The sequence below is a fragment of the Serratia sp. AS12 genome (assembly GCF_000214195.1).
GTDB classification, from domain to species: domain Bacteria; phylum Pseudomonadota; class Gammaproteobacteria; order Enterobacterales; family Enterobacteriaceae; genus Serratia; species Serratia plymuthica.
Genome location: NC_015566.1, coordinates 1,465,298 through 1,490,218 on the forward strand (window position 1 = coordinate 1,465,298; position 24,921 = coordinate 1,490,218).

At 56.4% G+C, this 24,921-nt stretch carries 29 protein-coding genes; 9 read left to right on the forward strand and 20 right to left on the reverse strand.

The features are described 5' to 3' along the window. Positions 1 to 23: 23 nt before the first annotated feature. A complete protein-coding gene (locus SERAS12_RS06820; RefSeq protein WP_013812014.1) occupies positions 24 to 758 on the reverse strand; it encodes a GntR family transcriptional regulator in 735 nt (244 codons plus the stop codon). 101 nt (positions 759 to 859) lie between these two features. On the opposite strand from SERAS12_RS06820, the gene SERAS12_RS06825 reads away from it, so the two are divergent. The 5 genes from SERAS12_RS06825 (at position 860) to SERAS12_RS06845 (ending at position 5,622) form a co-directional block, all read left to right on the forward strand. Next, positions 860 to 1,783 (forward strand): PEP phosphonomutase, encoded by a 924-nt coding sequence (locus tag SERAS12_RS06825; RefSeq protein WP_013812015.1) that lies wholly within the window; start codon positions 860 to 862, stop codon positions 1,781 to 1,783. A gap of 301 nt (positions 1,784 to 2,084) precedes the next feature. Then, the gene (locus tag SERAS12_RS06830) at positions 2,085 to 3,134 is read left to right on the forward strand and encodes an ABC transporter substrate-binding protein (protein WP_013812016.1); all 1,050 of its coding nucleotides are present in this window, start codon (positions 2,085 to 2,087) and stop codon (positions 3,132 to 3,134) included. Further along, a complete protein-coding gene (locus SERAS12_RS06835; protein ID WP_013812017.1) occupies positions 3,131 to 4,129 on the forward strand; it encodes an iron ABC transporter permease in 999 nt (332 codons plus the stop codon). The genes SERAS12_RS06830 and SERAS12_RS06835 overlap by 4 nt, the downstream gene beginning before the upstream one ends. Further along, the gene (locus tag SERAS12_RS06840) at positions 4,122 to 4,901 is read left to right on the forward strand and encodes an ABC transporter ATP-binding protein (protein WP_013812018.1); all 780 of its coding nucleotides are present in this window, start codon (positions 4,122 to 4,124) and stop codon (positions 4,899 to 4,901) included. Before SERAS12_RS06835 ends, SERAS12_RS06840 begins: the two co-directional genes overlap by 8 nt. After that, the gene (locus SERAS12_RS06845; RefSeq protein WP_013812019.1) at positions 4,894 to 5,622 is read left to right on the forward strand and encodes a substrate-binding domain-containing protein; all 729 of its coding nucleotides are present in this window, start codon (positions 4,894 to 4,896) and stop codon (positions 5,620 to 5,622) included. The genes SERAS12_RS06840 and SERAS12_RS06845 overlap by 8 nt, the downstream gene beginning before the upstream one ends. Positions 5,623 to 5,723: 101 nt before the next feature. Here the strand turns inward: SERAS12_RS06845 and SERAS12_RS06850 are convergent, their stop codons facing one another. The 8 genes from SERAS12_RS06850 to lsrK all read right to left on the reverse strand — a co-directional run bounded on the left by SERAS12_RS06850 (position 5,724) and on the right by lsrK (position 13,211). Beyond that, entirely contained in the window at positions 5,724 to 6,020 is a 297-nt protein-coding gene (locus tag SERAS12_RS06850; protein ID WP_013812020.1) for a hypothetical protein, read from the reverse strand. Beyond that, entirely contained in the window at positions 6,017 to 6,652 is a 636-nt protein-coding gene (locus tag SERAS12_RS06855) for a division plane positioning ATPase MipZ (RefSeq protein ID WP_004942035.1), read from the reverse strand. The genes SERAS12_RS06850 and SERAS12_RS06855 overlap by 4 nt, the downstream gene beginning before the upstream one ends. 313 nt (positions 6,653 to 6,965) lie before the next feature. Beyond that, positions 6,966 to 7,307: an HNH nuclease YajD gene (gene yajD, locus SERAS12_RS06860; protein WP_004942039.1), complete on the reverse strand. Its 342-nt coding sequence runs from the start codon at positions 7,305 to 7,307 to the stop codon at positions 6,966 to 6,968. A gap of 58 nt (positions 7,308 to 7,365) precedes the next feature. Then, complete coding sequence (locus SERAS12_RS06865) at positions 7,366 to 7,827, reverse strand: GNAT family N-acetyltransferase (RefSeq protein ID WP_013812021.1); 462 nt, start codon at positions 7,825 to 7,827, stop codon at positions 7,366 to 7,368. Between the two features lie 66 nt (positions 7,828 to 7,893). Further along, positions 7,894 to 9,102, reverse strand: a complete 1,209-nt coding sequence (locus SERAS12_RS06870) for a hypothetical protein (RefSeq protein ID WP_013812022.1) — start codon at positions 9,100 to 9,102, stop codon at positions 7,894 to 7,896. Between the two features lie 170 nt (positions 9,103 to 9,272). Continuing rightward, on the reverse strand, positions 9,273 to 10,166 hold the full coding sequence (locus SERAS12_RS06875; protein ID WP_013812023.1) for a LysR family transcriptional regulator: 894 nt from the start codon (positions 10,164 to 10,166) through the stop codon (positions 9,273 to 9,275). A 60-nt stretch (positions 10,167 to 10,226) separates the two neighbouring features. Further along, on the reverse strand, positions 10,227 to 11,411 hold the full coding sequence (locus tag SERAS12_RS06880) for an MFS transporter (RefSeq protein ID WP_013812024.1): 1,185 nt from the start codon (positions 11,409 to 11,411) through the stop codon (positions 10,227 to 10,229). Positions 11,412 to 11,645: 234 nt separating this feature from the next. Further along, positions 11,646 to 13,211 carry an autoinducer-2 kinase gene (gene lsrK, locus SERAS12_RS06885; RefSeq protein WP_013812025.1) on the reverse strand — a complete coding sequence of 522 codons (1,566 nt, stop codon included), beginning with the start codon at positions 13,209 to 13,211 and terminating at the stop codon, positions 11,646 to 11,648. A 186-nt stretch (positions 13,212 to 13,397) separates the two neighbouring features. On the opposite strand from lsrK, the gene lsrG reads away from it, so the two are divergent. Together lsrG and SERAS12_RS06895 are read left to right on the forward strand one after the other, a co-directional pair. Further along, on the forward strand, positions 13,398 to 13,691 hold the full coding sequence (lsrG, locus tag SERAS12_RS06890; protein WP_013812026.1) for a (4S)-4-hydroxy-5-phosphonooxypentane-2,3-dione isomerase: 294 nt from the start codon (positions 13,398 to 13,400) through the stop codon (positions 13,689 to 13,691). A 90-nt stretch (positions 13,692 to 13,781) separates the two neighbouring features. Then, positions 13,782 to 14,375 carry a LysE family translocator gene (locus tag SERAS12_RS06895; protein WP_013812027.1) on the forward strand — a complete coding sequence of 198 codons (594 nt, stop codon included), beginning with the start codon at positions 13,782 to 13,784 and terminating at the stop codon, positions 14,373 to 14,375. Here SERAS12_RS06895 and SERAS12_RS06900 read toward each other — a convergent pair. After that, positions 14,372 to 15,187 carry a helix-turn-helix domain-containing protein gene (locus SERAS12_RS06900; protein WP_013812028.1) on the reverse strand — a complete coding sequence of 272 codons (816 nt, stop codon included), beginning with the start codon at positions 15,185 to 15,187 and terminating at the stop codon, positions 14,372 to 14,374. The genes SERAS12_RS06895 and SERAS12_RS06900 overlap by 4 nt on opposite strands. A gap of 68 nt (positions 15,188 to 15,255) precedes the next feature. On the opposite strand from SERAS12_RS06900, the gene SERAS12_RS06905 reads away from it, so the two are divergent. After that, positions 15,256 to 15,474, forward strand: coding sequence for a hypothetical protein (locus SERAS12_RS06905; protein ID WP_041415988.1), 219 nt, complete (start codon positions 15,256 to 15,258; stop codon positions 15,472 to 15,474). A gap of 28 nt (positions 15,475 to 15,502) precedes the next feature. On the opposite strand, the gene SERAS12_RS06910 is transcribed toward SERAS12_RS06905, so the two are convergent. The 9 genes from SERAS12_RS06910 to SERAS12_RS06955 all read right to left on the reverse strand — a co-directional run bounded on the left by SERAS12_RS06910 (position 15,503) and on the right by SERAS12_RS06955 (position 23,235). Continuing rightward, on the reverse strand, positions 15,503 to 16,351 hold the full coding sequence (locus tag SERAS12_RS06910) for a PA4780 family RIO1-like protein kinase (protein ID WP_004942055.1): 849 nt from the start codon (positions 16,349 to 16,351) through the stop codon (positions 15,503 to 15,505). 124 nt (positions 16,352 to 16,475) lie between these two features. After that, entirely contained in the window at positions 16,476 to 17,966 is a 1,491-nt protein-coding gene (amyA, locus tag SERAS12_RS06915) for an alpha-amylase (RefSeq protein WP_013812030.1), read from the reverse strand. Positions 17,967 to 18,102: 136 nt separating this feature from the next. Further along, a complete protein-coding gene (locus SERAS12_RS06920) occupies positions 18,103 to 18,762 on the reverse strand; it encodes a DUF799 domain-containing protein (RefSeq protein ID WP_013812031.1) in 660 nt (219 codons plus the stop codon). Further along, positions 18,759 to 19,115: a DUF4810 domain-containing protein gene (locus tag SERAS12_RS06925; protein WP_006324245.1), complete on the reverse strand. Its 357-nt coding sequence runs from the start codon at positions 19,113 to 19,115 to the stop codon at positions 18,759 to 18,761. Before SERAS12_RS06925 ends, SERAS12_RS06920 begins: the two co-directional genes overlap by 4 nt. 18 nt (positions 19,116 to 19,133) lie before the next feature. Next, positions 19,134 to 19,805 (reverse strand): CsgG/HfaB family protein, encoded by a 672-nt coding sequence (locus SERAS12_RS06930; protein ID WP_013812032.1) that lies wholly within the window; start codon positions 19,803 to 19,805, stop codon positions 19,134 to 19,136. Positions 19,806 to 20,215: 410 nt separating this feature from the next. Beyond that, a complete protein-coding gene (dapF, locus tag SERAS12_RS06935) occupies positions 20,216 to 21,088 on the reverse strand; it encodes a diaminopimelate epimerase (RefSeq protein ID WP_013812033.1) in 873 nt (290 codons plus the stop codon). Between the two features lie 63 nt (positions 21,089 to 21,151). Then, a protein-coding gene (locus SERAS12_RS06940; RefSeq protein ID WP_148259212.1) for an IS3 family transposase occupies positions 21,152 to 22,407 on the reverse strand; the annotation gives its coding sequence in 2 pieces (ribosomal slippage) (positions 21,152 to 22,056 and positions 22,056 to 22,407; 1,257 coding nt in all). Between the two features lie 109 nt (positions 22,408 to 22,516). After that, on the reverse strand, positions 22,517 to 22,774 hold the full coding sequence (locus tag SERAS12_RS06950) for a YdgH/BhsA/McbA-like domain containing protein (RefSeq protein WP_013812035.1): 258 nt from the start codon (positions 22,772 to 22,774) through the stop codon (positions 22,517 to 22,519). A 203-nt stretch (positions 22,775 to 22,977) separates the two neighbouring features. Further along, complete coding sequence (locus tag SERAS12_RS06955; protein ID WP_013812036.1) at positions 22,978 to 23,235, reverse strand: YdgH/BhsA/McbA-like domain containing protein; 258 nt, start codon at positions 23,233 to 23,235, stop codon at positions 22,978 to 22,980. A 174-nt stretch (positions 23,236 to 23,409) separates the two neighbouring features. On the opposite strand from SERAS12_RS06955, the gene SERAS12_RS06960 reads away from it, so the two are divergent. Then, positions 23,410 to 24,054 carry a TetR/AcrR family transcriptional regulator gene (locus tag SERAS12_RS06960; RefSeq protein ID WP_013812037.1) on the forward strand — a complete coding sequence of 215 codons (645 nt, stop codon included), beginning with the start codon at positions 23,410 to 23,412 and terminating at the stop codon, positions 24,052 to 24,054. A gap of 45 nt (positions 24,055 to 24,099) precedes the next feature. Here SERAS12_RS06960 and SERAS12_RS06965 read toward each other — a convergent pair whose 3' ends face one another. Next, positions 24,100 to 24,921: a MetQ/NlpA family ABC transporter substrate-binding protein gene (locus tag SERAS12_RS06965; RefSeq protein ID WP_013812038.1), complete on the reverse strand. Its 822-nt coding sequence runs from the start codon at positions 24,919 to 24,921 to the stop codon at positions 24,100 to 24,102.

Genomic DNA, 24,921 nt, shown 5'->3' on the forward strand with positions numbered 1-24,921 from the left:
TCACCTGGGTGGGAGAGGGTTTTTTAATGTTTCAATTCCAGCGCAAAATCATAGTACTCATTCAAACACCAACTGCGGGTATACTCGATGGGCATTTCCTCGCGGGTGAACCCGGTACGGGTCACCAGCAGCAGCGGTTCCCCCACCTCCAGCGCCAGATAGCGGGCGACGGATTTATCGGCTATCTCGCCGCGAAAACGCTGAGTCGCCCGCACAATGGGTTGACCGATGGAATGCAGATAGTGGTACAACGACTCTTCAGGCAGGCCGCTCGCTGGCAAAATAGTGGCGGGAAGCACCGAATACTGTAAGGCAATGGCGATTTCGCCGGCTTTACGCAAGCGCACCAGTTCGACCACATCCTGTTCATCACTCAGCTGTAACGCCTGCATTTCTTCTGCCGTTGGTCCGCGCCGCAGAAAACCAATCAGTTCGCTTTGCGCCCTGAAACCTTGCGGCTCCACCATCTCGGTAAAACTTTCCAACAGCGGCAAAGCGGGTGCGAAGCGCGGCGCGATAAAGGTGCCGGAACCCCGATTGCGGTTGATGGTGCCATCCTGTTCGAGGTGTTGAAATGCACGGCGAGCCGTCCCCCGCGCAATGCCGAAGGCTTCCATCAGCGCTCTTTCTGAAGGCAACGCATCGCCGGAATGCCACTGCCCGGATTCCACGGCGGCCCTTATTTTTTTTGCCAGTTGCAGATAAATCGGCGTGCTGTCTGCCGAGTCTGGTTGAAGCAAGGCCAGTTTTTCATCCATACGTATCTTCCCCACGAAATGACCATAAAGTATACCACTTGTGCCGATGAAAACTAAGTGGTACATAATTGGTATAGTGTTCATAACCGGAAGCTTGCATGATGAAAAGATACCTCGACTGTAGCGCCACCGATCTTGCCAACATCACCAAAGACAATTTGCTTTACGCCATTCGCGCCAGTGAAGGGCGGATCCTGGTCAGTGAATGCATTGCCGTGACGCAGCCGCTGCTCAATAACGTCACCAATGCGGAGTTGGCGGCCAGCCAGGGCGCCGATATGCTGTTGCTGAACCTGTTTGACGTAAACCAGCCGCGCATCGAAGGCTTGCCCGACGGAGTGCCGCCGCAAGAGGTATTGCGCGAGTTGCAGCGGCTGACCGGGCGGGTTATCGGGGTCAATCTGGAAGCGGTGGATCCGGCGTTCATCTCTACGCACAATGAGTTTTGGCAGATGACGGCGGGCCGTGCCGCGACCGCAGAGAACGCGCGCAAGCTTTATGAGCTCGGTGCCCGCATGGTGGTGCTGACCGGCAATCCCAATAATGGCGTCAGCAACCAGGCTATCGCCGCGGCGTTAAAGCAGATTCGCGATGACGTGGGGGACAAGCTGGTGCTGGTGACCGGTAAAATGCACGGCGCCGGCATTGTACGTGAAAGCGGTAGCCAATTGATCAATGAGCGGGACATCGCTCTGTTTGTCGAAAACGGCGCGGACATCGTCCTGCTGCCGGCGCCGGGCACCGTTCCCGGCATGTCGCAGGAAAAGGTGGCGGCGTTGATTGCGTTTACCCAACGGCAGGGCGCGTTGGCCATGACGGCTATCGGGACATCTCAGGAAGGCGCCGACGTACAAACCCTCCGCCAGATTGCCCTGATGAGCAAAATGGCCGGGGCCGATCTGCACCACATTGGCGATACCGGTTATCTGGGGCTGGCGCTGCCGGAAAATATCTTCGCCTACAGCGTGGCGATTCGCGGCGTGCGTCACACCTATACCCGCATGGCTCGCTCGGTTAACCGCTAGCCGGTAAAACGCGTCGGCTCTGTGCAGAGCCGCGCTTCGCTCATCAACTTGTGAAGTTAATAACTCACTAAGTTGCCGACTTTTCATCGGCAACGGACAGTTTGCTTTGCCTAACGTCATATTGTTTCAGCCGGATGACAGTGCGTGGAAAGCCGTGGGTGAGGTCCCTGGGGGGCTAAGGGCCGAAATATTCCACTTCAGTTGCGGGACAAGATTACGCGCGTGTTTGATCCCGCCGATTGTTTCGCTACGACTATCGCTATATCATTTTGTATATAACGATAGTTAACCGGAACCCCTCATGCTCAAACGTTTCCCGCGCGTGCTGCTTGTTTTCATCCTGTTCTCGTCCGTCGCGCTGGCGGATCGCCAGGTTACCGACCAACTCAACAGAAAGGTGACTTTGCCCGATACCATCACCCGTGCGGTGGTGCTGCAACACCAAACGCTAAATTTGCTGGTACAGCTCGACGCTATGCCGCAGGTGGTGGGGGTACTCGGCAGTTGGAAAAAACAGCTGGGGCCGAACTATCAGCGGCTGGCGCCCAACTTGGTGAAAATGCCGATGCCGGGCGATCTCACTTCGGTAAATATTGAAAGCCTGCTCGGCCTGCATCCGCAGGTGGTGTTTGTCGCCAATTACGCTCCACCGGAGATGATCGCGCAAATCGAACGGGCCGGCATTCCGGTGGTGGCGGTATCTCTGCGTCGTGAAGCGGCCAGTCAGGCCGGCAAAATGAACCCGGTGCTGAATGATGAAGATCGGGCTTATACCCTTGGCCTGCAGGACGGCATTCGCCTGATTGGCGCGGTGATAGGCCGCCAGCCACAGGCCGAGGCGCTGATCCAGGACGTGTTTCAGCAGCGGGCGCTGGTGGCCGACCGGTTGCGCGGCCTGCCGGAAGACCAACGGGTGCGGGTTTATATGGCCAATCCGGACTTGACCACCTACGGTTCGGGGAAATATACCGGGCTGATGATGCAGCATGCCGGCGCCCTGAACGTCGCAGCGAAGGATATTCAGGGGTTCAAACAGGTGTCGATCGAGGACGTGCTGAAGTGGAACCCAGCGGTGATTTTCGTTCAGGAACGTTATCCTGAGGTGGTGCAACAGATCCTCCGCTCGCCGCAGTGGCAGGCGATCGACGCGGTGAAGCATCAGCGTGTCTACCTGATGCCGGAATACGCCAAAGCCTGGGGTTATCCGATGCCGGAAGCCCTGGCGTTGGGCGAGTTATGGATGGCGAAAAAGCTTTATCCGCAGCGTTTCAGCGACGTTAATCTGCAACAGCGGGTAGATGCCTACTACCGACAGTATTACCGCAGCAGCTGCTGCCAGAGTGGGCAATGAGGCTGAGCTGGCTGATCTTGCTGACACTGCTTTGCGCACTGCTGTCGCTGGGCATCGGCCGCTATCAGGTGCCGGTGGCTCACAGCCTGATGATCCTGCTTGAGCCATTCACCGGTCCGCATGTGGGAACGGATGCGGTGCAGCGGCAGGTCATTCTTGGGGTGCGCTTGCCCAGGGTGCTGCTGGCGATGGGCGCCGGGGCGTCATTAGCCCTGTGCGGGGCCGCGTTGCAGGGAGTGTTCCGCAACCCGCTGGTGGACCCGCATATCATTGGCGTCTCTTCCGGTGCGGCGTTTGGCGGCACCTTGGCTATTTTGCTCAGCCTGCCGTTGGCGGCGCTGCTGTTATCCGCTTTTGTGTTCGGCATGGCGGCGTTGCTGCTGATCTTCGCCATTACCAGCGCTATCGCCCGGCGTAATATTTTGTCCCTGGTGCTGGCCGGGGTGATCCTCAGCGGTTTTTTCTCCGCCTGCGTCAGCTTGCTGCAATATCTGGCCGATACCGAAGAGAAACTGCCGAGCATCGTGTTCTGGCTGCTGGGCAGCTTCGCCACTGCCGACGATCAGAAACTGCGGATGCTGTTCCTGCCGTTGCTGTTGGCCGGCGGTCTGTTGTTGGCATTGCGCTGGCGTATCAATCTGTTATCGCTGGGAGATGAAGATGCCGCCGCGCTGGGCATCAACGTCGAGCATACTCGCTGGCTGATTCTGACGTTATGTGCCGCGATTGTCGCCGCGCAGGTCGCCGTCAGCGGCAGCATCGGCTGGGTGGGTTTGGTGATCCCGCATGTCGCCCGGCTGCTGGTCGGCCCGGATCATCGTCGCTTATTACCCGCCTCGATGTGCCTGGGCGCTCTGTATATGGTGTTGATCGACGATCTGGCACGCACCCTGAGCAGCAGCGAAATTCCGTTGGGCATACTGACCGCGCTGATCGGCGCGCCGCTGTTTGCTTTGATGTTGCGTCGCGCGCAATTGAGGGGCTGGCATGGCTGAGTCCTTACTGAGGGTTAATGACCTGAGCTTTAGCTGGCCTGGCCAACCGCCTTTGTTTGACCAACTGAATTTACAGTTGCAGCGCGGCGAGGTGTTGGCGGTATTGGGCCCTAACGGATGTGGAAAAAGTACCTTGATGCAACTGCTGCTCGGTACCTTGCCGTTGCAGCAGGGCACCGTTGAATGCCGCGGCGGCATCGGTTTTGTGCCGCAGCATTTCACTGCTCCCTTTGCTTACCGGGTACTGGATATCGTGTTGATGGGGCGAGCACGCTACGTGGGCCTGTTTCGCTCACCTTCGGCGCAGGATCACCGGCTGGCAAAAGAGGCATTGCAGTCGCTGGATATGCTGAGCTTTGCCGATCGTGAATTCGGCAGTTTGTCCGGCGGTCAGCGACAATTGGTGCTGATTGCCCGCGCATTGGCGATGTGCAGCGAGGTGCTGATGCTGGATGAACCGACGTCCGCGTTGGATCTCCACCATCAGGACCGGGTGCTGAGCCTGATCTCATGCCTGGCGCGTGAGAGACAGATGGCGGTGATATTTTCTACCCATCAACCCAACCATGCCCATGCGGTGGCCGATCGCGCCTTGCTGTTGGGGATTGCGGGGCAGCAGCGAATCGGCGCCTGTGCCGGGGTATTGACGGCGGAGAGCCTGTCGCCCCTGTTTGATGTCGCCATTGAGCGGGTGACGTTGCAGGTCAACGGCCGGCGGTTTGAAACGCTGGTACCGCTCTTTCGCAGCCAAGGGGAGCATCGGAATGAATAACATTTTGCTGTTTGCCGCCGGCAGTCTGAAGGGGGCATTTGGCCCTTTGCTGACGGCGTTTCAGGCGCAGAGCGATTGCACAGTGGAAACGGTATTCGGCCCGGCGGGGCTGCTACGCCAGCGTATCGAGAAGGGAGAGTCGCCGCATATTTTTGCCTCCGCCAATCTGGCGCATCCGCAGCGCCTGGTGGACTTGCGGCTGACGCAGCGGGTAGAGCCTTTCGCCCGTAATCGGCTGTGCGCCACGGTGCGCAACGTAGCCGGACTAACCGAACCGCCGTTACTCGACGTACTGCTGGACTCGCGTTGGCGAGTGGCCACTTCGACGCCGGGGGCCGATCCTTCCGGCGACTATGCGCAGCAGTTGTTTGATCGTCTTGAAGGGGTAATACCGGGACAAGGAGAAGCACTGCGAAGCAGAGCGTTGGCGCTGGTGGGCGGTGCAGATTCGACGCCTGTTCCACAGGATCGGTTAGCGGCGGAGTATCTGATTAACAGCGGGCAGGCCGATATCTTTCTCGGTTACGCCAGCTATGGCGGCGCATTGGCGCGCTATCCCGAGTTAGCGGTGCGGCAGTTGCCGACGCCTCTGGTGATTGAAGCCGATTACGGCCTGTGCCTGTTGGCCTCGCAGGCGCAACCCTTGGCTGAGTTTATTCTGGTGGAGCAGGGGCAGGCGATACTGCGGGAGCAGGGGTTTCTTGCCGTGCGACAGGGCTGAGGCGCAGCAGGAGCTTGTATCAGTGCGCGGCTGCCGGTAACGGGCTGTAAAACCCCATTATCAGCCTGCCAACTTATTAAGCTGGCAGGCTGTGAGGCTAATTACAGTTTTTTCAGCAGTTGCAGCAGATGTTCTTCGCTCTTTTCGGCCAGCCCGTCAATGGCCAGCTTGATGATGTCGGAACGGGTAATGCGTACCACGCCATTGCGTGCCGCCTGCACAATGATTTCATCGATGGCGTCGACGTGGTTGTCGGTCAGGCTGACCGAAATCGCCTTGTAGGTGCGTTTACGGCCCTGGGGTTTGGCTTCGGCAATGGGAGCAATCAGGGTATGGGAGGTGGCGCTATTGATAAACTCGTCTTCCGACATGCGGTGGGTTGGAGTGCGCTTTTTCACAGGATCACCTCTTTCACCAGGTTTTCGATTTCCGCCTGCGCCTTGGCGTTGTGCGCCTCGTGCACGGTGATCGCCTCACCCCAGGCATCGCGATAAATCTTGCGATCGCACAAGCGGTTGCTGACCAGGGTAAATTCCGGGTATTCGCTCAGCACCTGCGCCGCTTCGTTGGCTTCGTTAATAAAGATATTGGTCGGGCACATGTTCAGCACGATGTAGCCTTTCACCTTCTCGTTATATTCCTGCGCGGTAGAAAACATTTCCGACAGATAACCGATGGTGTCGAGATCCATCTGCGACGGGCGCAACGGCGAGAGGAACAGATCGGCCGCCAGCAGGCCGGAGCGCAGTTCGGCGCTGTCGCGGCCGGCGGTGTCGACAATCACATAGTCGTAATGACGATCCAATTCCAGCAGGGTCTCTTTGATTTTACCCGAGGCGGCGACCACCGGGATATGCGGCAGGCCCTCCACATTCTGGCGATCGTTATACCAGGTCATGATTGATTTCTGATCGTCAGCATCGACGATGATGGCGGTTTTCCCCTGTTTGAGGATCAGATATCCGGCGATATTGACCGCCTTGGTCGATTTTCCTACGCCACCTTTTTGCGAGCCAATCAAAACAATCATGCTGCCATCTCTCAAGTTATCAAGCTGCCAACTAATTAAGCTAATAGCTTATTAAGTTAGTGTGCTTATTAGGTTGATAATTAAACAGGTTAACAAGAACAACTTGTGGACAATATGCACCAACGGTGGCTGCTTGCCAAGCCAGTATGCTGTTAACTTTGCAGCTTATTTTGCTGGTAACTTATCAAGTGGGTAAGTAGGAATGCTCTGGGAAATGGAAGAAGGGAAGGTTTTTTGGTTTTTTATTAGCTTAATAAGTTGCTAGCTTAATTGTTTTTTGCGGATGCGACAGTGCGCATCCGCAGCGGCGGCATTACTTTTTCAGCATCGATTTCAGGTTGGCGAACGGATTATGGGTCGCTACGCCGACGTCTTTTTGCGCGTCTTCACCGGCGATCACCGTTGAGCCATATTGGTCTGCTTCGGTGTACTTGGAGTGTTCGTGGTCGTGGCAGTACAGGCACAACATTTCCCAGTTGCTGCCATCTTCCGGGTTGTTGCTGTGGTCGTGATCGATATGGTGAACCGTCAGCTCGCGCAGGTTGGAGTAAACGAATTCGCGCGAGCAGCGCCCACAGACCCACGGGAAAATTTTCAGCGCTTTTTCGCGGTAGCCGGTCTCCAGCCTTGCGTAGTTTTTGGGAATATATGCCATGGTGAGTGCCTGTAGAATGATAACAATATTACGTTCAATACTATCACAATGCGCCGGGTTACAGCGTGCGACACATCACCGTCACTTCTTCGCCGGAAACCTGGCGTTGCTCCACCGATTGCCAACCCAATTTTTGATACAGCGACTGTTGGTCCGGCGTGTAGAGATACAGTTCGGCGATATTTTTCTGTTTGCAGTGGGTAATGCACTGGTCGATCAGACGGCGTGCGATGCCCAAACCGCGGTGTTGCGGATGGGTGAACACTTCGCCCAGCCAGAATTTGCGCTCCGGTTTATCTGCCAGATCGTAAATGACCAGGCTGGCCGTGCCGAGGATGTGTTGTTGCGGTGACAACGCCAGCAACGTCATGCCGGAATGCTGCGGTTCACAGCGTTGTTCAAAGCGTTGGCTGATTTTCTCGTGGCTGCTCCACGGCGAGAAATCACGCCACTCCTGATGCAGCAGGGTAGCCAGTTCGCCAATGCGCTGGCGGTGTGCGGAAAGTCGTTCGATACGCATACTCATTTTCCTGAACTCTCTTAAGGTCCTTTTAGGCAGGGCCGGTCTGTGCCGGCCCCGGAATTATCATTCAATCAAACCTGCGTCACGGCGATAGTTTGCCATCACCCCAGCGGCCAGAAACAGCCCGAGTAACGAAAGCAGGATTATGGCGGTAGATGCGCCGAGACGGTCGGCCAACAGTCCGCAGCTTAGGGTACTGGCGGCGCTTATCAGGATCTGCCAGCGATAGGTGCGGGCCATTGCGATACCAACCTGCGCTTGGGAGAAATTGGCCATCAATCCATAGCTGGCGAGTGCAAATACCACGTTAGAGCATACATGCGCGGAAAAAATCAGCAACAACGCAATGCTTTCCGAGGGCACCAGCGGCACGCTCAGATAGCAGACGATAAAGCCGCACAGGCAGCCCAATTGCAGGCTATTGCTGTTACTCATGGCGTTAAAGCGGGTTACCGGCAGCAGAAAAGGGCCGAACAGTTGACCCAGACTGCGGGCGAACAGCAGAGACAGGCCGATGTTTTCACCTGCCTGCGGCAATTGCGGTGCCAGAGCGGGCAGTAACGCCATCGCCGGTGAGCCAACCAGTGCCAGCATTGGCATCATCAGCATGGCCCGCTGTTGCCGGGGTTGCAGCGTACGCCAATGAAATGGCGCCGATGGGTGAGGAGGGGCTGGCCTCAGGTTGCGGGTGAAAGCCTTTCTGGCCACGACCAATAGCAGCAGGCTGGAGACAAAGCTCATTGCATCCAGCAACAGTAATGTTTTTGTAGCCACCTGGCCATACAGCAACACGCCAAGGCCAATGCCAAACAGCACGTTGGCGGCAAAAAACAGGGTTTCCAGCCCCGCGGCCAGCGGCAGTTCTTCTCGTTTGAACCCGCCTTTGAAGAGCAGGCTCAGCGGCGGAATGATCATTCCCTGACAAAATGCGGCTACTCCCTGGGTCAATAGCAGCAATGTCGTCTGATGATGGCTTAGTGCCCAAAACGGCAGTGCCAACCCGCAGAGCCCGAGCGATTCACTGAGTAACAGCAGGGCAAAGGGTGAACAGCACAGTGAGAGCTTTTCACTGAGCAAGCTGCCGATAAAACCCGGAGAAAAGGCCAGCAGGTACGCCAAGGCCAGGGAGGAAGGCGGAGCCTGCGAACGCAACAGCTCACCGAAAACGATAACAAAGGTAAGCCCGTTACCCACGGAAGAAAGGATAAAGCCGCAGCCCAGCGCCCTGAGCCAAGGATGGCGCCGCAATGCGCACAGTAATGCCTGAAACATGTCGATGTTCCTCTTCAATAATCACAGTCCGGCTGCGTGCGGGACGAGGCCGGGTTGACGACAACAGTGACTGATTAAAGAAGGGCTACATTGGCGAGCGGGCTCCTGAATCCTGAAATAGTGCGAGGTTTTAAATCTAGCACAACTTAACCCTCTGTCTATCCATCGGATTAAGCAAAGACCTCCACCGCCCAGTCGATAAACACCCGCAGCTTGGCGCTAAGATGGCGGTTGGAGGGATACACCACGTACATTTGCTCGGATGGCGGTTGCCAGTCGTGCAGCAGGCTGACCAGTTCGCCGTTGTCCAGGTGCGGTTGCGCCATAAAGCGGAAGGTCTGGATGATGCCCAGGCCGGCCAGCGCGGCGGCCAGCAGCGCGTTGCTTTCGTTGACGCTGACATGATAGCGGTGCTGGATGTCGATCTCTTTGCCCTGGTCAACAAAGTGCAGCGGCTGTATGCGATCGTTCAGCGCATGGCGATAGTGCGCCAACGGGTAGCCCAGCTCAAGATCGCAGGGGTGCTTCGGCGTGCCGTAACGCGCCAGATAGGCCGGCGTGGCGCAGGTCACCCATTCCAGCTCGAACAGGCGGCGGGCAATCAGGCTGGAATCGGCCAGCGGGCCGCTGCGGATCACGCAGTCGGCGCTGTCGTTGATAAGATCGATCAAGCGGTCGCCGACGCCCAAATCAATCTGAATCTGCGGATAACGCGCGATGAAATCCGGCAGCACCGGCACCAGCAGCTGGCGCGCTGTAGAACCGCCGGCATCAACGCGCAACACGCCCTGCGGCGCGCTCTGGGATTCGGTCATGCAGCCTTCCATCTGCTCCAGTTCCGCCAGCCACTTTACCGTGCGCTGGTAATAACACTCGCCCTCAGGAGTGACAGACACGCTGCGGGTGGTGCGTTGGAACAGCTTGGTCTGCAGGTGATCTTCCAGGTTCTGGATCAGCTTGGTGACGGTGGCCTTGGGCATCCGCAGCGAGTCTGCCGCGCGGGTGAATCCGCCGGTTTCCACCACGCGGTTAAACACCCGGATGGCGAGTAAATGATGATCCATAACGCTCTCAGTGCAAAACCCCGGTCGGAGGACCGGGGTGTTTCTGTGGATAGACAATGATTATGACTGTTTAGCGCCAATCATGCCGGAACGCAAGGTCAAGCCGAACACCAGCGCGGCGGAAAGGGTGAGGGCGCCGCCGAACAGCATGGCGCTGCTGACGCCCTGCCAGTCGACCACTTCCCCACCCAGCAGCGCACCGGAGGCCAGTGCAATCTGGATCACGCAGACCAGCAGCGCCTGGCCGGCCTCCGGTGCCTGTGGTACTGCCGCAAACATCCAGTTAGTGGCGCAAACCGGCACGGCGCCGAATGCCAACCCCCAAACCATCACCATCAGCGTGGCGCCGGCAATGCCGCTGAGGAACGGCGAAACGATCAGGATAGCGGCCAGCATGGCGGCGATCAGGATAAAGGTGGCGCGCAGGCTGCGCTCCGCCAGCCGTTCACCGAGGAAGGTGCCGAGCAGGCCGATGGCGCCGTAGGCCAGAAGTTGCAATGAAATTGCCGACGGGCTGAGGACAAACACCTGTTGCAGCAGCGGTTTCAGGTAGGTGTAGGCGGCAAAATGGCCGATAAACAGCAGGACGATGGCAATCAACCCGGTGCGCGCCATCGGCAAACGCAGCGGCAGCAGCAGATCACGCGGGGTGACCGGCCGGGTGGGCGGCACCGATGTCAGCAGGCGCAACTGCGCCAACAGCACACCCACCGCCAGCACCGCGCTGCCAAAGAAAGCGGCGCGCCAGCCGAACAGGTCGCCAATCAGCGCGCCCGCGGGCACGCCACATACCGCACCGACCGAAATACCGCTCAGGATCAGCGCGGTGGCGCGGCCCTGGCTGGCTTCCGGCACCAGATGACGGCCGTAGTTGGCGGCGAAGGCCCAGAAACCGCCGACGCAGACCCCCAGCAGCACGCGACCGAGCAGCATCATCGGGAAGTTAACCGCCAGCGCCGAAACCAGATTGGACACCACCAGCAACAAACTCAACGCCAGCATCAGCAGGCGACGATCGAGCCGGCCGGCCGCCAGACTCAGCGCGGGCGCGGCTATCGCCGCCACGATGCCGGGCACGGTAACCATCAGGCCCGCCTTGCCGGTGCTGACGTCCAGCGACGGTGCGATATTGGTCAGGAGGCCGATCGGCAGGAACTCGGTGGTGACCATCACAAAGCAGGCGACCGTCAGCGAGAAAATCGCCAGCCAGGGTGATGATGCAGGTTTATCTTTATTATTCAGCATAGTACCGCTCGTCTCAGGTGAGTGCGTACACCGCGCGGTAAGGCGCAGGGTGACAGAGATCACAATTTACGCAGGCATTGACGGCGGATAAATCCGTTTACCGTAGTTACACTGTTTCTGAGGGGGAATAATCATGCGGGGCAAGCAAAACGGTGGGTTGCGGCAGAACGGCAGGTTAAATGCTCAATGGGCATAAGCTTATGCGGCGGGCGCATCAGACTGCGCCCAGAGGCATCACAACCCCGGCGCTTTCCACATTGAGGTGGTCAGGCCGTGGTCCACCAGCGTGAGCTGATCGGCGTAGATCTGCTGCCAGGTGTGTTTCTGCTGTCGATAGAGTTCATGATTGGCGCTATCCGGCTGATATTCACGCTCCCAGCGCACCAGTTTTTCACCGGTGGCCGCCAGCGATTCATACAACCCGGCGCCGACGCCGGCGGCAATCGCGCAGCCCAGCGCGGTGGCTTCTTTCACCACCGGCACGCGAACCGTCAGACCGGTGACATCGCTCAGGATCTGGCTCCACAATTTGCCCTTCGAACCGCCGCCGGCGAACACCAGTGAGTGCGCCTGTACGCCCGAGAAGCTGGCGATCTGCTCCAGATTGCAGGCGGAGACAATGGCGGCGTTCTCTTCCAGCGCACGGAACAGGGTTTGCTTATTGCAGCGTTCCGGGTCGAGCGACATATTGATAAACGACGGCGCGGCGTGATACCAGGTTTTGAAGTGCATGGCGTCGGAAAATATCGGCATCACCCCGTAGGCACCCGGCGGCACCCGCGCCGCCATCTCTTCCAACAGGCTGTAAGCATCTATGCCCAGCCGTTCCGCCATCAGTTTTTCCTCGGCGCAGAAGGCGTCGCGGAACCAGCGCATGGTCAATCCAGTGAAGAAGCTGATGGATTCCGCCTGTGCCATGCCGGGGATCACGTGCGGGTTGATGCGGATGTTCATGTCCGGATCGGTGGCCGGCTCCGGCAGATTGACGATTTGCTGCCAGAAGGTGCCGCCCAATACCGCCGTTTGCCCGGCATGCACCACCCCCAGCCCCAGGCTGCCCAGTTGAACGTCGCCGCCGCCCATCACCACCGGCGTGCCGCGCAGCAGGCCGCTTTGCTCTGCCGCCGCTGCGGTAACCTGCCCCAGCGGGCTGCCGGTCTCTTTCACCGGTGACAGAATATCGGCGCGCAACCCGGCCATATCGAGCAGCGCCGGTCGCCAGTCGCGGCTGACCAAATCCAGCATGCCGGTAGTGCCGGCGTTGGAAGGATCAACCGCCAGTTCGCCGCTCAGCATATTCGCCAGCCAGTCGCTGATCATGGTCAGCGTCGCCGCCTGCCGATAGATGTCCGGCCGGTGGTGGGCCAGCCACAGCAGGCGCGGCATGGCGCTCAACGCCAGCGTTTGGCCGGAATATTGGTACACCTCGCTTTCGAAATGATGGTTATGCAGTTCTTTGAGCTCGCTGACTTCATGGCTGGCACGCGCATCCACATTGGCGCAGGCCCAAATGGGTACGCCGTTACGATCGTACAGCACTATGCCTTCGCGCATTGAGCAGCAGGCTACAGAACGGATAGCCTGGCCAGTCAGGCCTGCGTTTTGCAACGCCTGCCGGATGCACTGGCAGGTCAATTGCCAGTTGTGGGTTAAATCAAACTCCATTGAGCCGGGTACCCCAGACACCGCCAGATGCCTCCACTCAGCCTGGCCCTGTGCGATCTGATTGCCCGCCAGATCGAAGATTACCGCGCGAACGCTGCCGGTGCCTGCATCCAGCGCCATCAAATAGTTATCCATAGTTCACACTCTCTGGGGTTTGGATCTTAACTATAGATGCCGGGTTCGCGCCTTCGCGTGAGCAACACGTGGGGGCGGCGGGATTTGTGAGCTGTGCTGCAAAATTGCCGCCGCGCAGGGTAAATCGGGGGGAATAAACCTATGGTTTGAAAGAACAGTGATTTCAAGGTTAAACAAGGAGCCACCATGCACGTCACTTTGGTAGAAATTAACGTTAAGCAGGACAAAATCGACGAGTTTATTGAGGTTTTCCGCGCCAACCATCTGGGGGCGATCGAAGAGCCGGGTAACCTGCGCTTTGACGTGCTGCAGGATGAAAACGTCCCGACGCGGTTTTACATCTATGAAGCTTATAAGGATGAGCAGGCGGTTGCCGCCCATAAAAAGACCCCGCACTATCTGCAATGCGTGGAAAAACTGGAGGCGTTGATGACCGGGCCACGCAAGAAAACCACCTTTATCGGCCTGATGCCGGCTTAGTCGGCTGCATCAGGGTAATTCTGTTCAATACTTTGCCGCCCCTGAGCGGCAATCTGGCATCTGCGAACTTTTTCTCAGGTGCTTGTAATCATGAATATTTACTTTTCCATGGCCGCATTTGCGCTGGCCGCTTCCATCACCCCCGGCCCGGTCAATATCCTTGCCCTGAGCGCCGGGGCGCAGTTCGGTTTTAACGCGACTTTGCGCCATGTGCTTGGCGCCACGCTGGGGTTTACCCTGCTGTTGATCCTGATTGGTCTGGGATTGCACCAACTGCTGACCCTGTGGCCGGTGCTGACGAAGGTCATCCAGTGGGCGGGCGTCGCATTCTTGCTGTTTATGGCCTATCAACTGGCCTTTGATGACGGGCGGCTGGGCAACGGCCAGCAGCGGCAGGCGCCGTCATTCTGGTACGGCGCGCTAATGCAGTGGTTGAATCCCAAAGCCTGGCTGGCGTCGGTGGCCAGCCTGGGGGCGTTTGTCGCCGACGGTGACAGGCTGCTGCTGTGGCAGTTCGCGGTGATTTATGGCGTTATCTGTTACGCCTCTGTGGCCTGCTGGGCCTACGCCGGCACGATGCTGACCGGTTTGTTGCAGCGAGCCCGCAATGTGCAGCGTTTTAATCGGCTGATGGCGCTGCTGCTGGCGGCCAGCGCCTGTTATCTGTTGGCCGACGGCGTTTAACGCGGGTTTTGATACTGGCCGGGGGTAGCGGCCAGCAACTGTTTGAACGTACGCTGGAAGTGCGCCTGATCGGCAAAGCCGCTTTCGCTGGCGGCTGCGGCGATAGGGTAACCGCGTTTTAGCAATCGGTGACCGAACTGGATACGGCGATTCACCAGATAGGCGTGCGGCGTTATGCCGTAATGCTGCTTGAAGGCGCGGATCAGATAGGAAGGCGACAACGCCGCCGCCTGGCAGATCGCCTCCAGCGTCAGCGGTTGGGTGCAATGTTGGCTGATAAAGGCTGCCGCGGCTTCCAGTCTGGGGTGGGCGACAATGGCGGGTGGTTGCGCTTCGCCCAACCGGATTTGCAGATCGGTGAAATACTCCACCAGGGCAATGTGTTTTTCCAGGTGATCGCATTGCGGGTCAATCAAAAGTCCATAAAGCCGGTTCAGGCCGCTGAACAGCTGCGGATCGCGGCTGAGCACTTCTTTGAATGGGATAAAATCGCCGTCGCCGCCGGCTATCTCCCGTTGCAGCTCGCCCAGCCAGGCGGCATCGATATAAAACATGACGTATGACCAACGCTGATCGCCGATAGGGTTGCAGGCGTGGACCTGCTGCGGGTTGATAATCACCACGTCGCCGGTGTTGACCTGCAACTGCCGGCGACCGTTAATATAAATGCTGGTGCCGTCGGTGATGGTGCCGATGGAAAAGATTTCATGGCTGTGCAGGGCATAACAGACCTTGCGGCCATCCGCGATGGCGCGGGCCTCCACAAAGGGCAACTGCGGGTCGCGCCAGAACTGCGGTGCATTAACGCTCATGATCTTTCCTTTTCAATACGGCGGGGCTAGTTTGTTATAGCGTAAAACGCGTGAGGGAGGGAATGCGGATGATGATTTTTAATGTGTTCGGCCGCCTGATGGGCGTCAAGCGGGTGGGGGAAGAGTGGCAATTGTTCCGCGTGACGTTGCCGGAGCGCAAATACGCGCGCAGTTACGACATCGTGCTGCCTGAGGCGTTGAGCGAGGCCGATATTGCCGGCTATCTGGGGGATATTTATCATGAAGCGGCGACCGAAAGGTACCCTGACGTTGTCAGGATTGAATAAGCCCCCGGCCGAATGACCGGGACGCAGATTAATCTTCTTCGTTGCGGGCCATCAACTGGCGCTGATGTTCTTCGCTGGCTGCCTGGATTTCCTCCAGTACTGAACCGACATCGGCGCGCTTGCTGCTTTCCACGAACTTCCCGGTCAGCACGCTTTCCGGTGTCAGATTGCCTTCCTGATACAGCGCCCAGATCTCTTTGGCGTATTTACTGTTGAGCAGTTCCGGCGCGTATTGACCGTAAAAATTCGACATATTGTTGATATCGCGCTCGAACATGCTCTTGGCGTGATTATTGGCGGCGGCGTCCACCACCTGCGGCAGATCGATAATCACCGGCCCATTTTTGTCCATCAGCACGTTGAACTCCGACAGATCGCCATGCACCAACCCGGCGCACAGCATACGCACCGCGTAGTTCATCATCACCGCGTGATCGGCCAACGCCTGTTCCTGCGTCAGGCTCACATCGCTCAGGCGTGGCGCAACCAGGCCTTCTTCGTCGGTAATCAGTTCCATCAACAGCACGCCATCCAGGCAAATATCCGGCTGAGGCACGCGTACGCCCGCTTTGGCGAGCAGGTACAGCGCATCGACCTCGGTGTTCTGCCAGGCTTCTTCCTGCTGCTGGCGGCCGAATTTGGAGCCTTTGCTCATGGCGCGGGCATCGCGGCTGTTACGCACTTTACGGCCTTCCTGGTAATTGACGGCCTGCTTGAAGTTACGTTTGTCTGCTTCTTTGTAGACTTTGGCGCAGCGGATCTCTTCGCCGCAGCGCACGATAAAGACGTCGGCTTCTTTGCCACTCTTTAAACGGCGGATGACGTCGTCGATTAAACCATCATCTACCAATGGCTGGAGTCGTTTTGGAATTTTCATGCAGCCTTGTACCCTATTTAGGCTCCTGTGTGAATGGTTTGCTTAGGTGATACCGCAATTTAGACCTGAAAGGCAAAAATTAGTTTTGCCGCCGGGGTGACTCATCGCCGCGACGGCGGTCTTGCTACAGGTTTTCGGCCAGCACCCAGACGCTGACGCTGCCGCCGTTTACCGGGAAAGTGGCGTTCCCCTGATCGTCGGTGGTGACTTCATCCTGACGGTTGCCGAGCAGATCGCGCCAGGTTTTATGCGCCAACTCCGCGCCCAGAGAAACCGCTTTGCCGTTTTCGGCACCATTGGTGAGCACCACTACGCAGCCGGGGGTATCGGCGGTGCCGCTGCGGCTGAAGGCCACACAGTTTCTATCGTTAAAATAATCGGTTTGCACGCCGTTGGCAAAGTGTTGACGCGCCTGGATCAATTTTTCCAGCTCGGGGATCACCGGCATATCAATCTGGTATTCATTGCCGTCGCCGCCTTTGTCTTTATAACTGGCGCCATACAGGTCAGGATAAAACACGCAGGGCACACCCTGTTCGCGCAGCAGGATCAGGGCGTAGGCCAAGGGTTTAAACCAAGGTTCGACCGGAGCTTCCAGCGACTGCAGCGGCTGAGTATCGTGGTTGGCGACCAGCGTGACCGAGTGCGCCGGATCGGCGGCAGTCAGGGTGTCGGTAAAAATCTGCGCCATGTCGAATCCGTCGCCCTGCTTCGAGGCCTGATGAAACTTCAGGTGCAACGCCACGTCGAACAGCATCACTTTGCCGTCCACCAGGTCAATATACTGCCGTAACGCTGCCAGATCGTGCGACCAGTATTCCGCGACGATAAACAGGTCGCGCTGTGCGGCGTCGCGCACATGGTCCGCCCATTCCTTAAAGAACCAGGCTGGAATGTGTTTGGCTGCGTCCAGCCGGAACCCGTCGCACGGCAGGGTTTCCATCAGCCAGCGCGCCCAGAACTTCAGCTCTTCCGCCACCGCCGAGTTACGAAACTCCACGTCGGCGCCCATCAGGTAATCGTAATTGCCTTTCTCGCCGCCGACCTGATCGTTCCAGCCGTCGTCGCCGTAGTCATTGTCGATTTTGAACACGCCTTTTTCATCCGGCTGTTCAATGTAATCGACCCCGCCAAAACATTTATAGTCCCAAATAAATTGGGAGTAGGCACCCTGGCGGCCGGGGAAAGTAAAACGCGTATAAGCCAGCGCGTCGAAGCCCTGATCGTGGATATTGTTGCGGTTGTTGACGTCCGCCCGGTACACGTGGACCTGTTCTTTCTCGTCGGCGCCGAGTTTGTGGTTGAACACCACGTCGTAAATCACCCGCACGCCGTTGTTGCGCAACGTGGCGGCGGCATGGGTCAGCGCCTCTTTATCACCGTATTTGGTGGCGCGGCTGCCTTTTTGATCGAACTCGCCCAGATCGAACAGATCATAACTGTCGTAACCCACCGAATAACCGCCGGAAGCACCCTTATAGGCGGGGGGCAACCACAGATCGGTGATGCCCAGTCCGGCAATGTGCGGTGCACGTTCGGCGGCTTCCTGCCATAGCTTACCCCCATCGGGGTAATACCAATGAAAAAATTGCAGCAGCGTGGTTTTTTTCGTCATGAACCAGCATCCCGGTTAGCCAGAAAGAGGTGAGGGATTGGCCTTGTTCCCGCCATATCCTCTTTTAGCATGGGCTATTTTTGGCAAAAGGGAAAATTCAATGCAGGCAGCCGCGAGCGGCCGCCTGGAGTGCGGGTTAACGTTGGCCGGCGTAATGCGGTGAGCGTGGGCCATAGAGAATGGCGCCGTTGCTGCCGGTGGCCGACAGCAGGCGGGTATTGGCGATGGCACCAATATCGAAGCCTTTGTCGCTGATGGTATCGACGATTTGCGCCACGGCAGCGCTAATGACCATACCCAGCAAACCGCCGCTGGAATTATTGTTGTTTTCATTGCTGGATGCGCTGGCGACGCCGGCCCACAACTGCTTGCCACTGCGCAGATCAACCAGCTTCGCATTGACGGTCACGCGCGTCTCGCTGTTGAGCACCATATAGCTGGTACCATATTGCGTGACATCGAGATAAAGCACCGCGTCGGCGCCAAAAATGCTATGCAGTTTTTGGATACTGACCGCGCGGATATCGTTGGCGTTAGTCAGGCCATTTTGCTGGAAGGTTTCTTCAACCACCGCGACCGGGAACACGTAGTAGCCTGCCTCGGCCAAAGGCAGCGTGGTGGTGGAAAGCACGCTATGGCTGGCTTTGACATCCGGCGAATGGTTAACCGGCGGCAGCACCAGAATCGATTTGGGTTTGCTTTCATGGAATGCGGCGTAATCGTAAGGCACCTGTTTGGCGCAGCCGGTTAGCAGCAGCGTGGCAATCACGCTGAATAAGCCTAATGCACGCTTCATTTAAAACTCCCCTTATCTTTGCTCAGCAAGAAATTCATAAACGGTGCTGACTCAGGGAACAGCGATTTTTCCGTGTTGAACTCAGCCAATGCCTGGCCGGTATTGCCGGTTTTGCTGTAGAGCAGACCGAGCTGCGCATGCAGGCCCGGCGGTACGGCTTTATCCTTGGCGCGGGATTTTTCGATGAGCGTTTTCAGCGTGGCGATCTGCTGCTCAGGGCTTTCCCCATCTTGCTGATAATATTGATAAAGAGAAGTTTGATACCCATCCCAATTGTAGATCGTTTTCGGCGCGGCACAGCCGGCCAGCAGGGTGGCTGCGAACAGCACCCCGCCCATTTTTTTAGTTATCATAATGCTGCTTCTATTCCGTTAGTTAGCAGGGCGCCATGCGCCACTTTCGATCCCGGCAACCAGATTGTTTACCGCCTCGCGTACCGCGAGATCCAACACTTTGCCGTTCAGGGTAGAATCGTAGCTGGCGGTGCCGCCAAAGCCGATGATTTCACGGTTGGACAATTCGTATTCGCCTGCGCCCTGGCTGGAATACACCACTTCTGAGGTTTGGACGTTAACCACATTCAGGTTCACCTTGGCGTAAGCCACCTGCGACTTACCTCGACCCAGAATACCCCACAGTTGGTGATCGCCGACTTCCTTGCGGCCAAATTCAGTCACATCACCGGTAATTACGTAGTTGGCGCCTTTGAGCGTTTGCGCTTTGCCCTTAATGCCGGCCTCGGTTTTCAGCTCATCCATATTGGCGCGGTCCAGCACGTTGAAGCGGCCAGTTTGCTGCAAATGGGTGATCAGGATGGTTTTGGACTGGTTGCCCAAGCGATCGACACCGTCAGAGAAAATGCCGTTCATGTAGCTGGAGCGGTTATCAAATTTGCCGACGGCGATGGGGCTGCGCTGGCCTTGATAGGTGGTGTTGTAGGAAGCCACTTTTGGCACTTCCAAAGAACGGGAGGATTCCGTCGCGCACCCTGCCAGCAAGCTGGCGGCAAGCGCTACGGAACAAAGAGTGAAGGTTGTTTTCATTGGAAATAATCTCTCCATGATTATAAAACGGCGACAGGTTGATGCACCCTGCGCCAACCGTTCAAATAGGCGCGAATACAGGCTGCAACCCTTGAACGGCGTAATCCTGCCATGAATAAGCGACAAAATACAACCTGTTAGCGTCACAATGGGGCGTATTTGATGGATAGTAAATCATTTAAATACAATGGATTGATCGTGGTTATAGGTTATTTCACGTTTTTCGGATGGTATTGAGTGCTTTCATGCCGAATGATTATTTGTATGACTTTAATTTGCTGGTTTTTTATTTTTATGATTTTTTATAAGTGAGATTTTAACTCTGTGCGCGGCGGCATTTGATGCGTAGGTACCGGCTGCGCACATTGTCCGATTAACTCATTTTTATTCGCTGACTACCTTTTTGAATATTAGCGTTTCTCACCCTGACGCAGGGCGCCTTCACCGCCAATAAAGCAGTCTTCGTCCAACGTCAGACTGGCGATTTTATGCACCGACCCGCGCATGCGGACGTGAAAATCCCCGCTGAAGCTAATCTGCAACTGGCCGCCCGGCATCTGAACGCTGACGTTGTCATCGACCCGATTCAGCTTGCGCATGACGCTGGCGGCCGCGCAGCTGCTGCTGCCGGAGGCCAGGGTAAAACCGGCGCCACGCTCCCAAATACCGATACGCAGCGTCTGGCGATCTATCACTTCCACCAGTTGCACGTTGGTTCGTTTGGGAAACAGCGGGTGATTTTCTATCTGTGGCCCCAACCGGTGGACTTGCGCCAGATCAAGCCGAGTCACCGGCACCACGCAGTGCGGGTTACCCATCGATACCAGCGATACGCTGAGGGTTTCCTCCGCCAGCGCCAGCGGATAGTTGAGCACTTCGGGCAAGTCGATCAGCGCCGGCAGCGCTGCCGGATTGAAATTGGCACGCCCCATATCCACGCGGACCTGGTGTTTATCTTCATCGACCTGGCACTGCACGTCGCCACCGGCGGTGTGTACCAGAAACGGCAGGTGACCGACGCGGCCGAGATCAAACAGGTAACGGGCATAAATGCGCAGGCCGTTACCGCTTTTCTCGGCTTCCGAGCCGTCCGGGTTAATGATGCGTAGCCTGGGATTGATGCTGTCGCCGCTGTCGATCAGCAAGCCGTCTGAACCTATGCCGTAATGGGGATGACACAGTATGCGGATTTGCTCGTTGCTCAGCCGCGCAGCGACCGAATGGTGGCACACCAGGTAATCATTACCCAGCCCGTGATATTTATGGAACAGCAGAGGAGTCATGGCGTTTGTCAGGTTAGCGGTAGGAGGAAACCACAGCTTACAACAGATTTTTGGCGGGGATGACTAGTCCTGGCATAGGTTGACACTTTTATGCCTGTAAAACGCCTGATGCACTGCATCGGGCGTTTTGTATTTTAGCGACTGGTGAGGCCGCTCTCTGTTGTAAATTTCTATCGATTCCCTCACCATCTTTCTTGCCTGCTCCAGATCTGCCGGGCGTGATAGCAAAAACTCCGTCTTCAGTATCCCGTTCACCCTTTCCGCCAATGCATTCTGATAGCAGTCATAGCCATCTGTCATTGAGCAGATTAGCCCGTATCTTTCATGGACTGCCTGGTAACTTGCTGAACAATATTGTATTCCTCGGTCCGAGTGATGGATCAGCGGCTGAGTCGTTTTTCTCTGCTTTAAAGCCTGTTTTAGGGCCTGCACGACATTGTCAGTACGCAGATCGCTGTGCACATGATGGCCCATTATTTTCCTTGAACAGGCATCCGTTATCAGGCTCAGATAGACCATGCCATTCCGGGTTGGAAGGTAGGTAATATCCGCTACCCATACCTGTTCTGGTCGCCTTACCACCACCTGTTCCGGCCCCGTTTTTAATAAATTGGGATGTCGCCGAAAACGGTGATGGCTGTCCGTTGTTTTATGGTACGCCCGTCTGACTGGCACCAGCAGTCTGCGCTCCTTCAGCAGGGAGAACAACCGGTCACGTCCGAAATGCAATCCATCATCTAATTGTTTATTCAGCAGATAATGCAACTTGCGGGTCCCGATACGCGCCTGACGTACTCTTATCGTTTTAACGAAATCGACGATCCGGACATCACGAGCCCGCTGCTTACTAAGCCGTGTATTGTGCTGATACCAGGCCTGTCGGCTGTGTCCCAGGAACTGGCAGACCCGGGTAATGGTTATTTTTTGGGTCTGTTTTTGCGTGAGGACTTGCCTGGCCGCTTTTTTATAACACTGATCCCATAGTCATTTTTCAGCACGTTAACGACAGCATCAAGGAACTCCGCTTTCTGGGTGACCAGCTCAAGCTGTTCTTCAAGTTCCCTGATCCTTTGCTCAGGAGTTAAAGGGGCAGGCGGTTGGCTCATGGGCAACTCCCGGCTGGAGAGAGAGGGAAGACCTGGGGCCCAGTTAAGGTGGCCATGCTTGCGCAACCAGGTCAGAACGGTCGAACGTCCCTGAATACCATAGCGCAGTTGAGCCTGTTTGTAGGTCATTTCGCCTTTTTCAACTTGCTCAACAACAGCAATTTTAAAAGACAAAGGATAGTCACGTTGTGTGCGTTTAAACTCAGCCATTATCACGTTCTCCGGATTTAAGTCGAAAACGTGTCAACGCTATTCAGGACGGGTCAGGAATAAAACAAAAGGCGGCATAAGCCGCCTCTTTGCTCAACGGCTGATTCAGCCATTAATTGTAGATGATCGCAGTACCGTGCAGTTTGTTGTCACCGGCGGTTGAGATGATCTGGAAGGATTTGGCGCCGGCTTCATCCGCTTTGGCAGCCAGTTTGTTTTCCAGGCTGGTCAGGTCGGAAGCCCCGCTGACGGTGATCACGCCGGTTTTTTGCAGTTCTGCCGGTTGACTATTAACCAGTTCGGCGGCGAAGCTGCCGAAAGAAACAGAAGCCAGTGCGATGGCGGCGAGGGTCATTTTCAGGTTTTTCATGGTCTTATTTCCTATCTCTATTCTGTACGATGTTTGTTTGGTAAGGTCGTTAAATTAATTAACGATCGATAATTTAATGTTAGACGCCGGTTCGGCGTATTGCAAGTATTTTTTAACGTTCGTTAATTAATTTGTTTTTTCATCGTCGTCCGCGGGGGAAGCAATGGTCGTTACTGGTCCCGCGGATAACGATTAACTTATTGTTATTGATAGATTACTGCGGTTCCATGCAGCTGGTTGTCACCACCGGCGCCGATGATGCGGAATGATTTCGCACCGGCTGCGTCCGCTTTTTCCGCCAAACTGGCTTCCAGTGAGGTAATATCGGAAGCGCCACTGACGGTGATCACACCGGATTTTTGCTGATCGGTCGGTTGGCTGTTAACCAGATCGGCAGCGAAGCTCCCGAAGGAAGCAGAGGCCAGAGTGAGAGCAGCAAGAGTAATTTTTAAATTTTTCATGATATTAGTTCCTATCCGAGAAGCATAAATTGGGTTTTCAATGTCTGTCGTCAAGATTACTTAACGATCGATAACTAAATGTTAATCCCTTCTCGACGGGAGCGCAATATTTTTTTATAATGATCGTTAATTTAATTGTGAAGCCCTGCTGCGGGGTGGGATAAGAGAGGGTCTATGAGTATCAATGAAGAAGTCTGCGCCAAAAAAACGCGTGGCAGACCGAAGCAGTTTGATCGCGACCGTGCGTTGGAAAGCGCACTCGATCTGTTCTGGCGGCACGGTTATGAGTCCACGTCGCTGGCCGATCTGGTTGAGGTGACCGGTGCCAAGGCGCCAACGCTGTACGCCGAGTTCGGCAACAAGGAAGGGCTGTTCCGCGCTGCGGTGGAACGTTACCTGCAAAAATACACCACCTGCACCAATCAACTGTTGGAGCAGGACCTGCCGATTGCGGAAATCGTAGAAGCTTACGTCCGCTCTTCAGCGCAGGTGTTTACCGATCCGGACACGCCATCCGGTTGCTTTATGGTGTGTGCGTCCGCTGCGCTGTCATCTTCTTCTGACGAAGTTGCCATGATGCTGCGTAAAAAACACCATTCGCAGGAAACCAGCCTGAAGGCCTGCTTCGACCGTAAAGTGCAGCAGGGCGAGTTGCTGGCAAAAACCGACACCGGGTTACTGGCGAAGTACATTATTTGCACCATTGAAGGCATGTCGGTGCAGGCGCGCGAAGGGGCAAGCCGTGAGGATTTATTGCGTCTGCTGGATGCGCTGATGCTGGTTTGGCCGCGTCTCAGCCAGGTGGGGAATAAGGTCTAGGGAAGGCGTCAGGATAAGGCCGCATCGCTGCGGCCTTGATCTGAATTACTGGTTAACCGGGATCACCGCGCCTTTGTATTTTTCGCGGATAAAGTCCTGAATTGCCTTGGAGTGCAACACTTTTACCAGCGCCACAATCTCCGGCTTGTTCACGTCGGCCTTATGCACGGTGATGATGTTGGCATACGGGTTATTTTCACCGCTTTCGATAGCGATCGGATCCTTCGTCGGGTTCAGTCCGGCGTCAATGGCGTAGTTGGCGTTAATCACTACCGCGTCACCCTCATCATTGTTGTACATCTGCGGCAGCAGCGCGCCTTCAACGTTAGCCAGGAATTTCAGGTGTTTCGGGTTTTCCACCACGTCGGTGATGCGCGCATCCACCTTGCTCACGCCCGGCTTCAGCTTAATCACGCCTTCTTTCTCAAAGATGGACAGAATGCGGCCTTCTTCCGCCACCGCGTCACGCATGATGATTTTGCCGTTGTCCGGCAGGTCTTTCAGGCTTTTATACTTCTTGGAATAAATACCGATCGGCTCGATATGGATGGCGCCGGCGCTGACGAAGTCATAGGTCTTATCGCCGGCATGGTCCTTCAATACTGAATTCAGATACGGCACGTGCTGGAAATAGTTGGCGTCAATATCGTGGCTGGCCAGCGCCGTGTTCGGCAGAATGTAATCCTGGAAAGGCTTGATCACCAGATCGATGCCTTCCTTTGCCAGAATCGGTTTTGCCTGCTCGAGGATCTCGGCATGCGGCACGTTGGACGCGCCGACCACCAGCTTGGTTTCCGCCGCCGCACCAAAGGACGCCAACGCGGTCAGAGAGGCGAAGGCCAGCATCATCATTTGCTTTTTCATCAT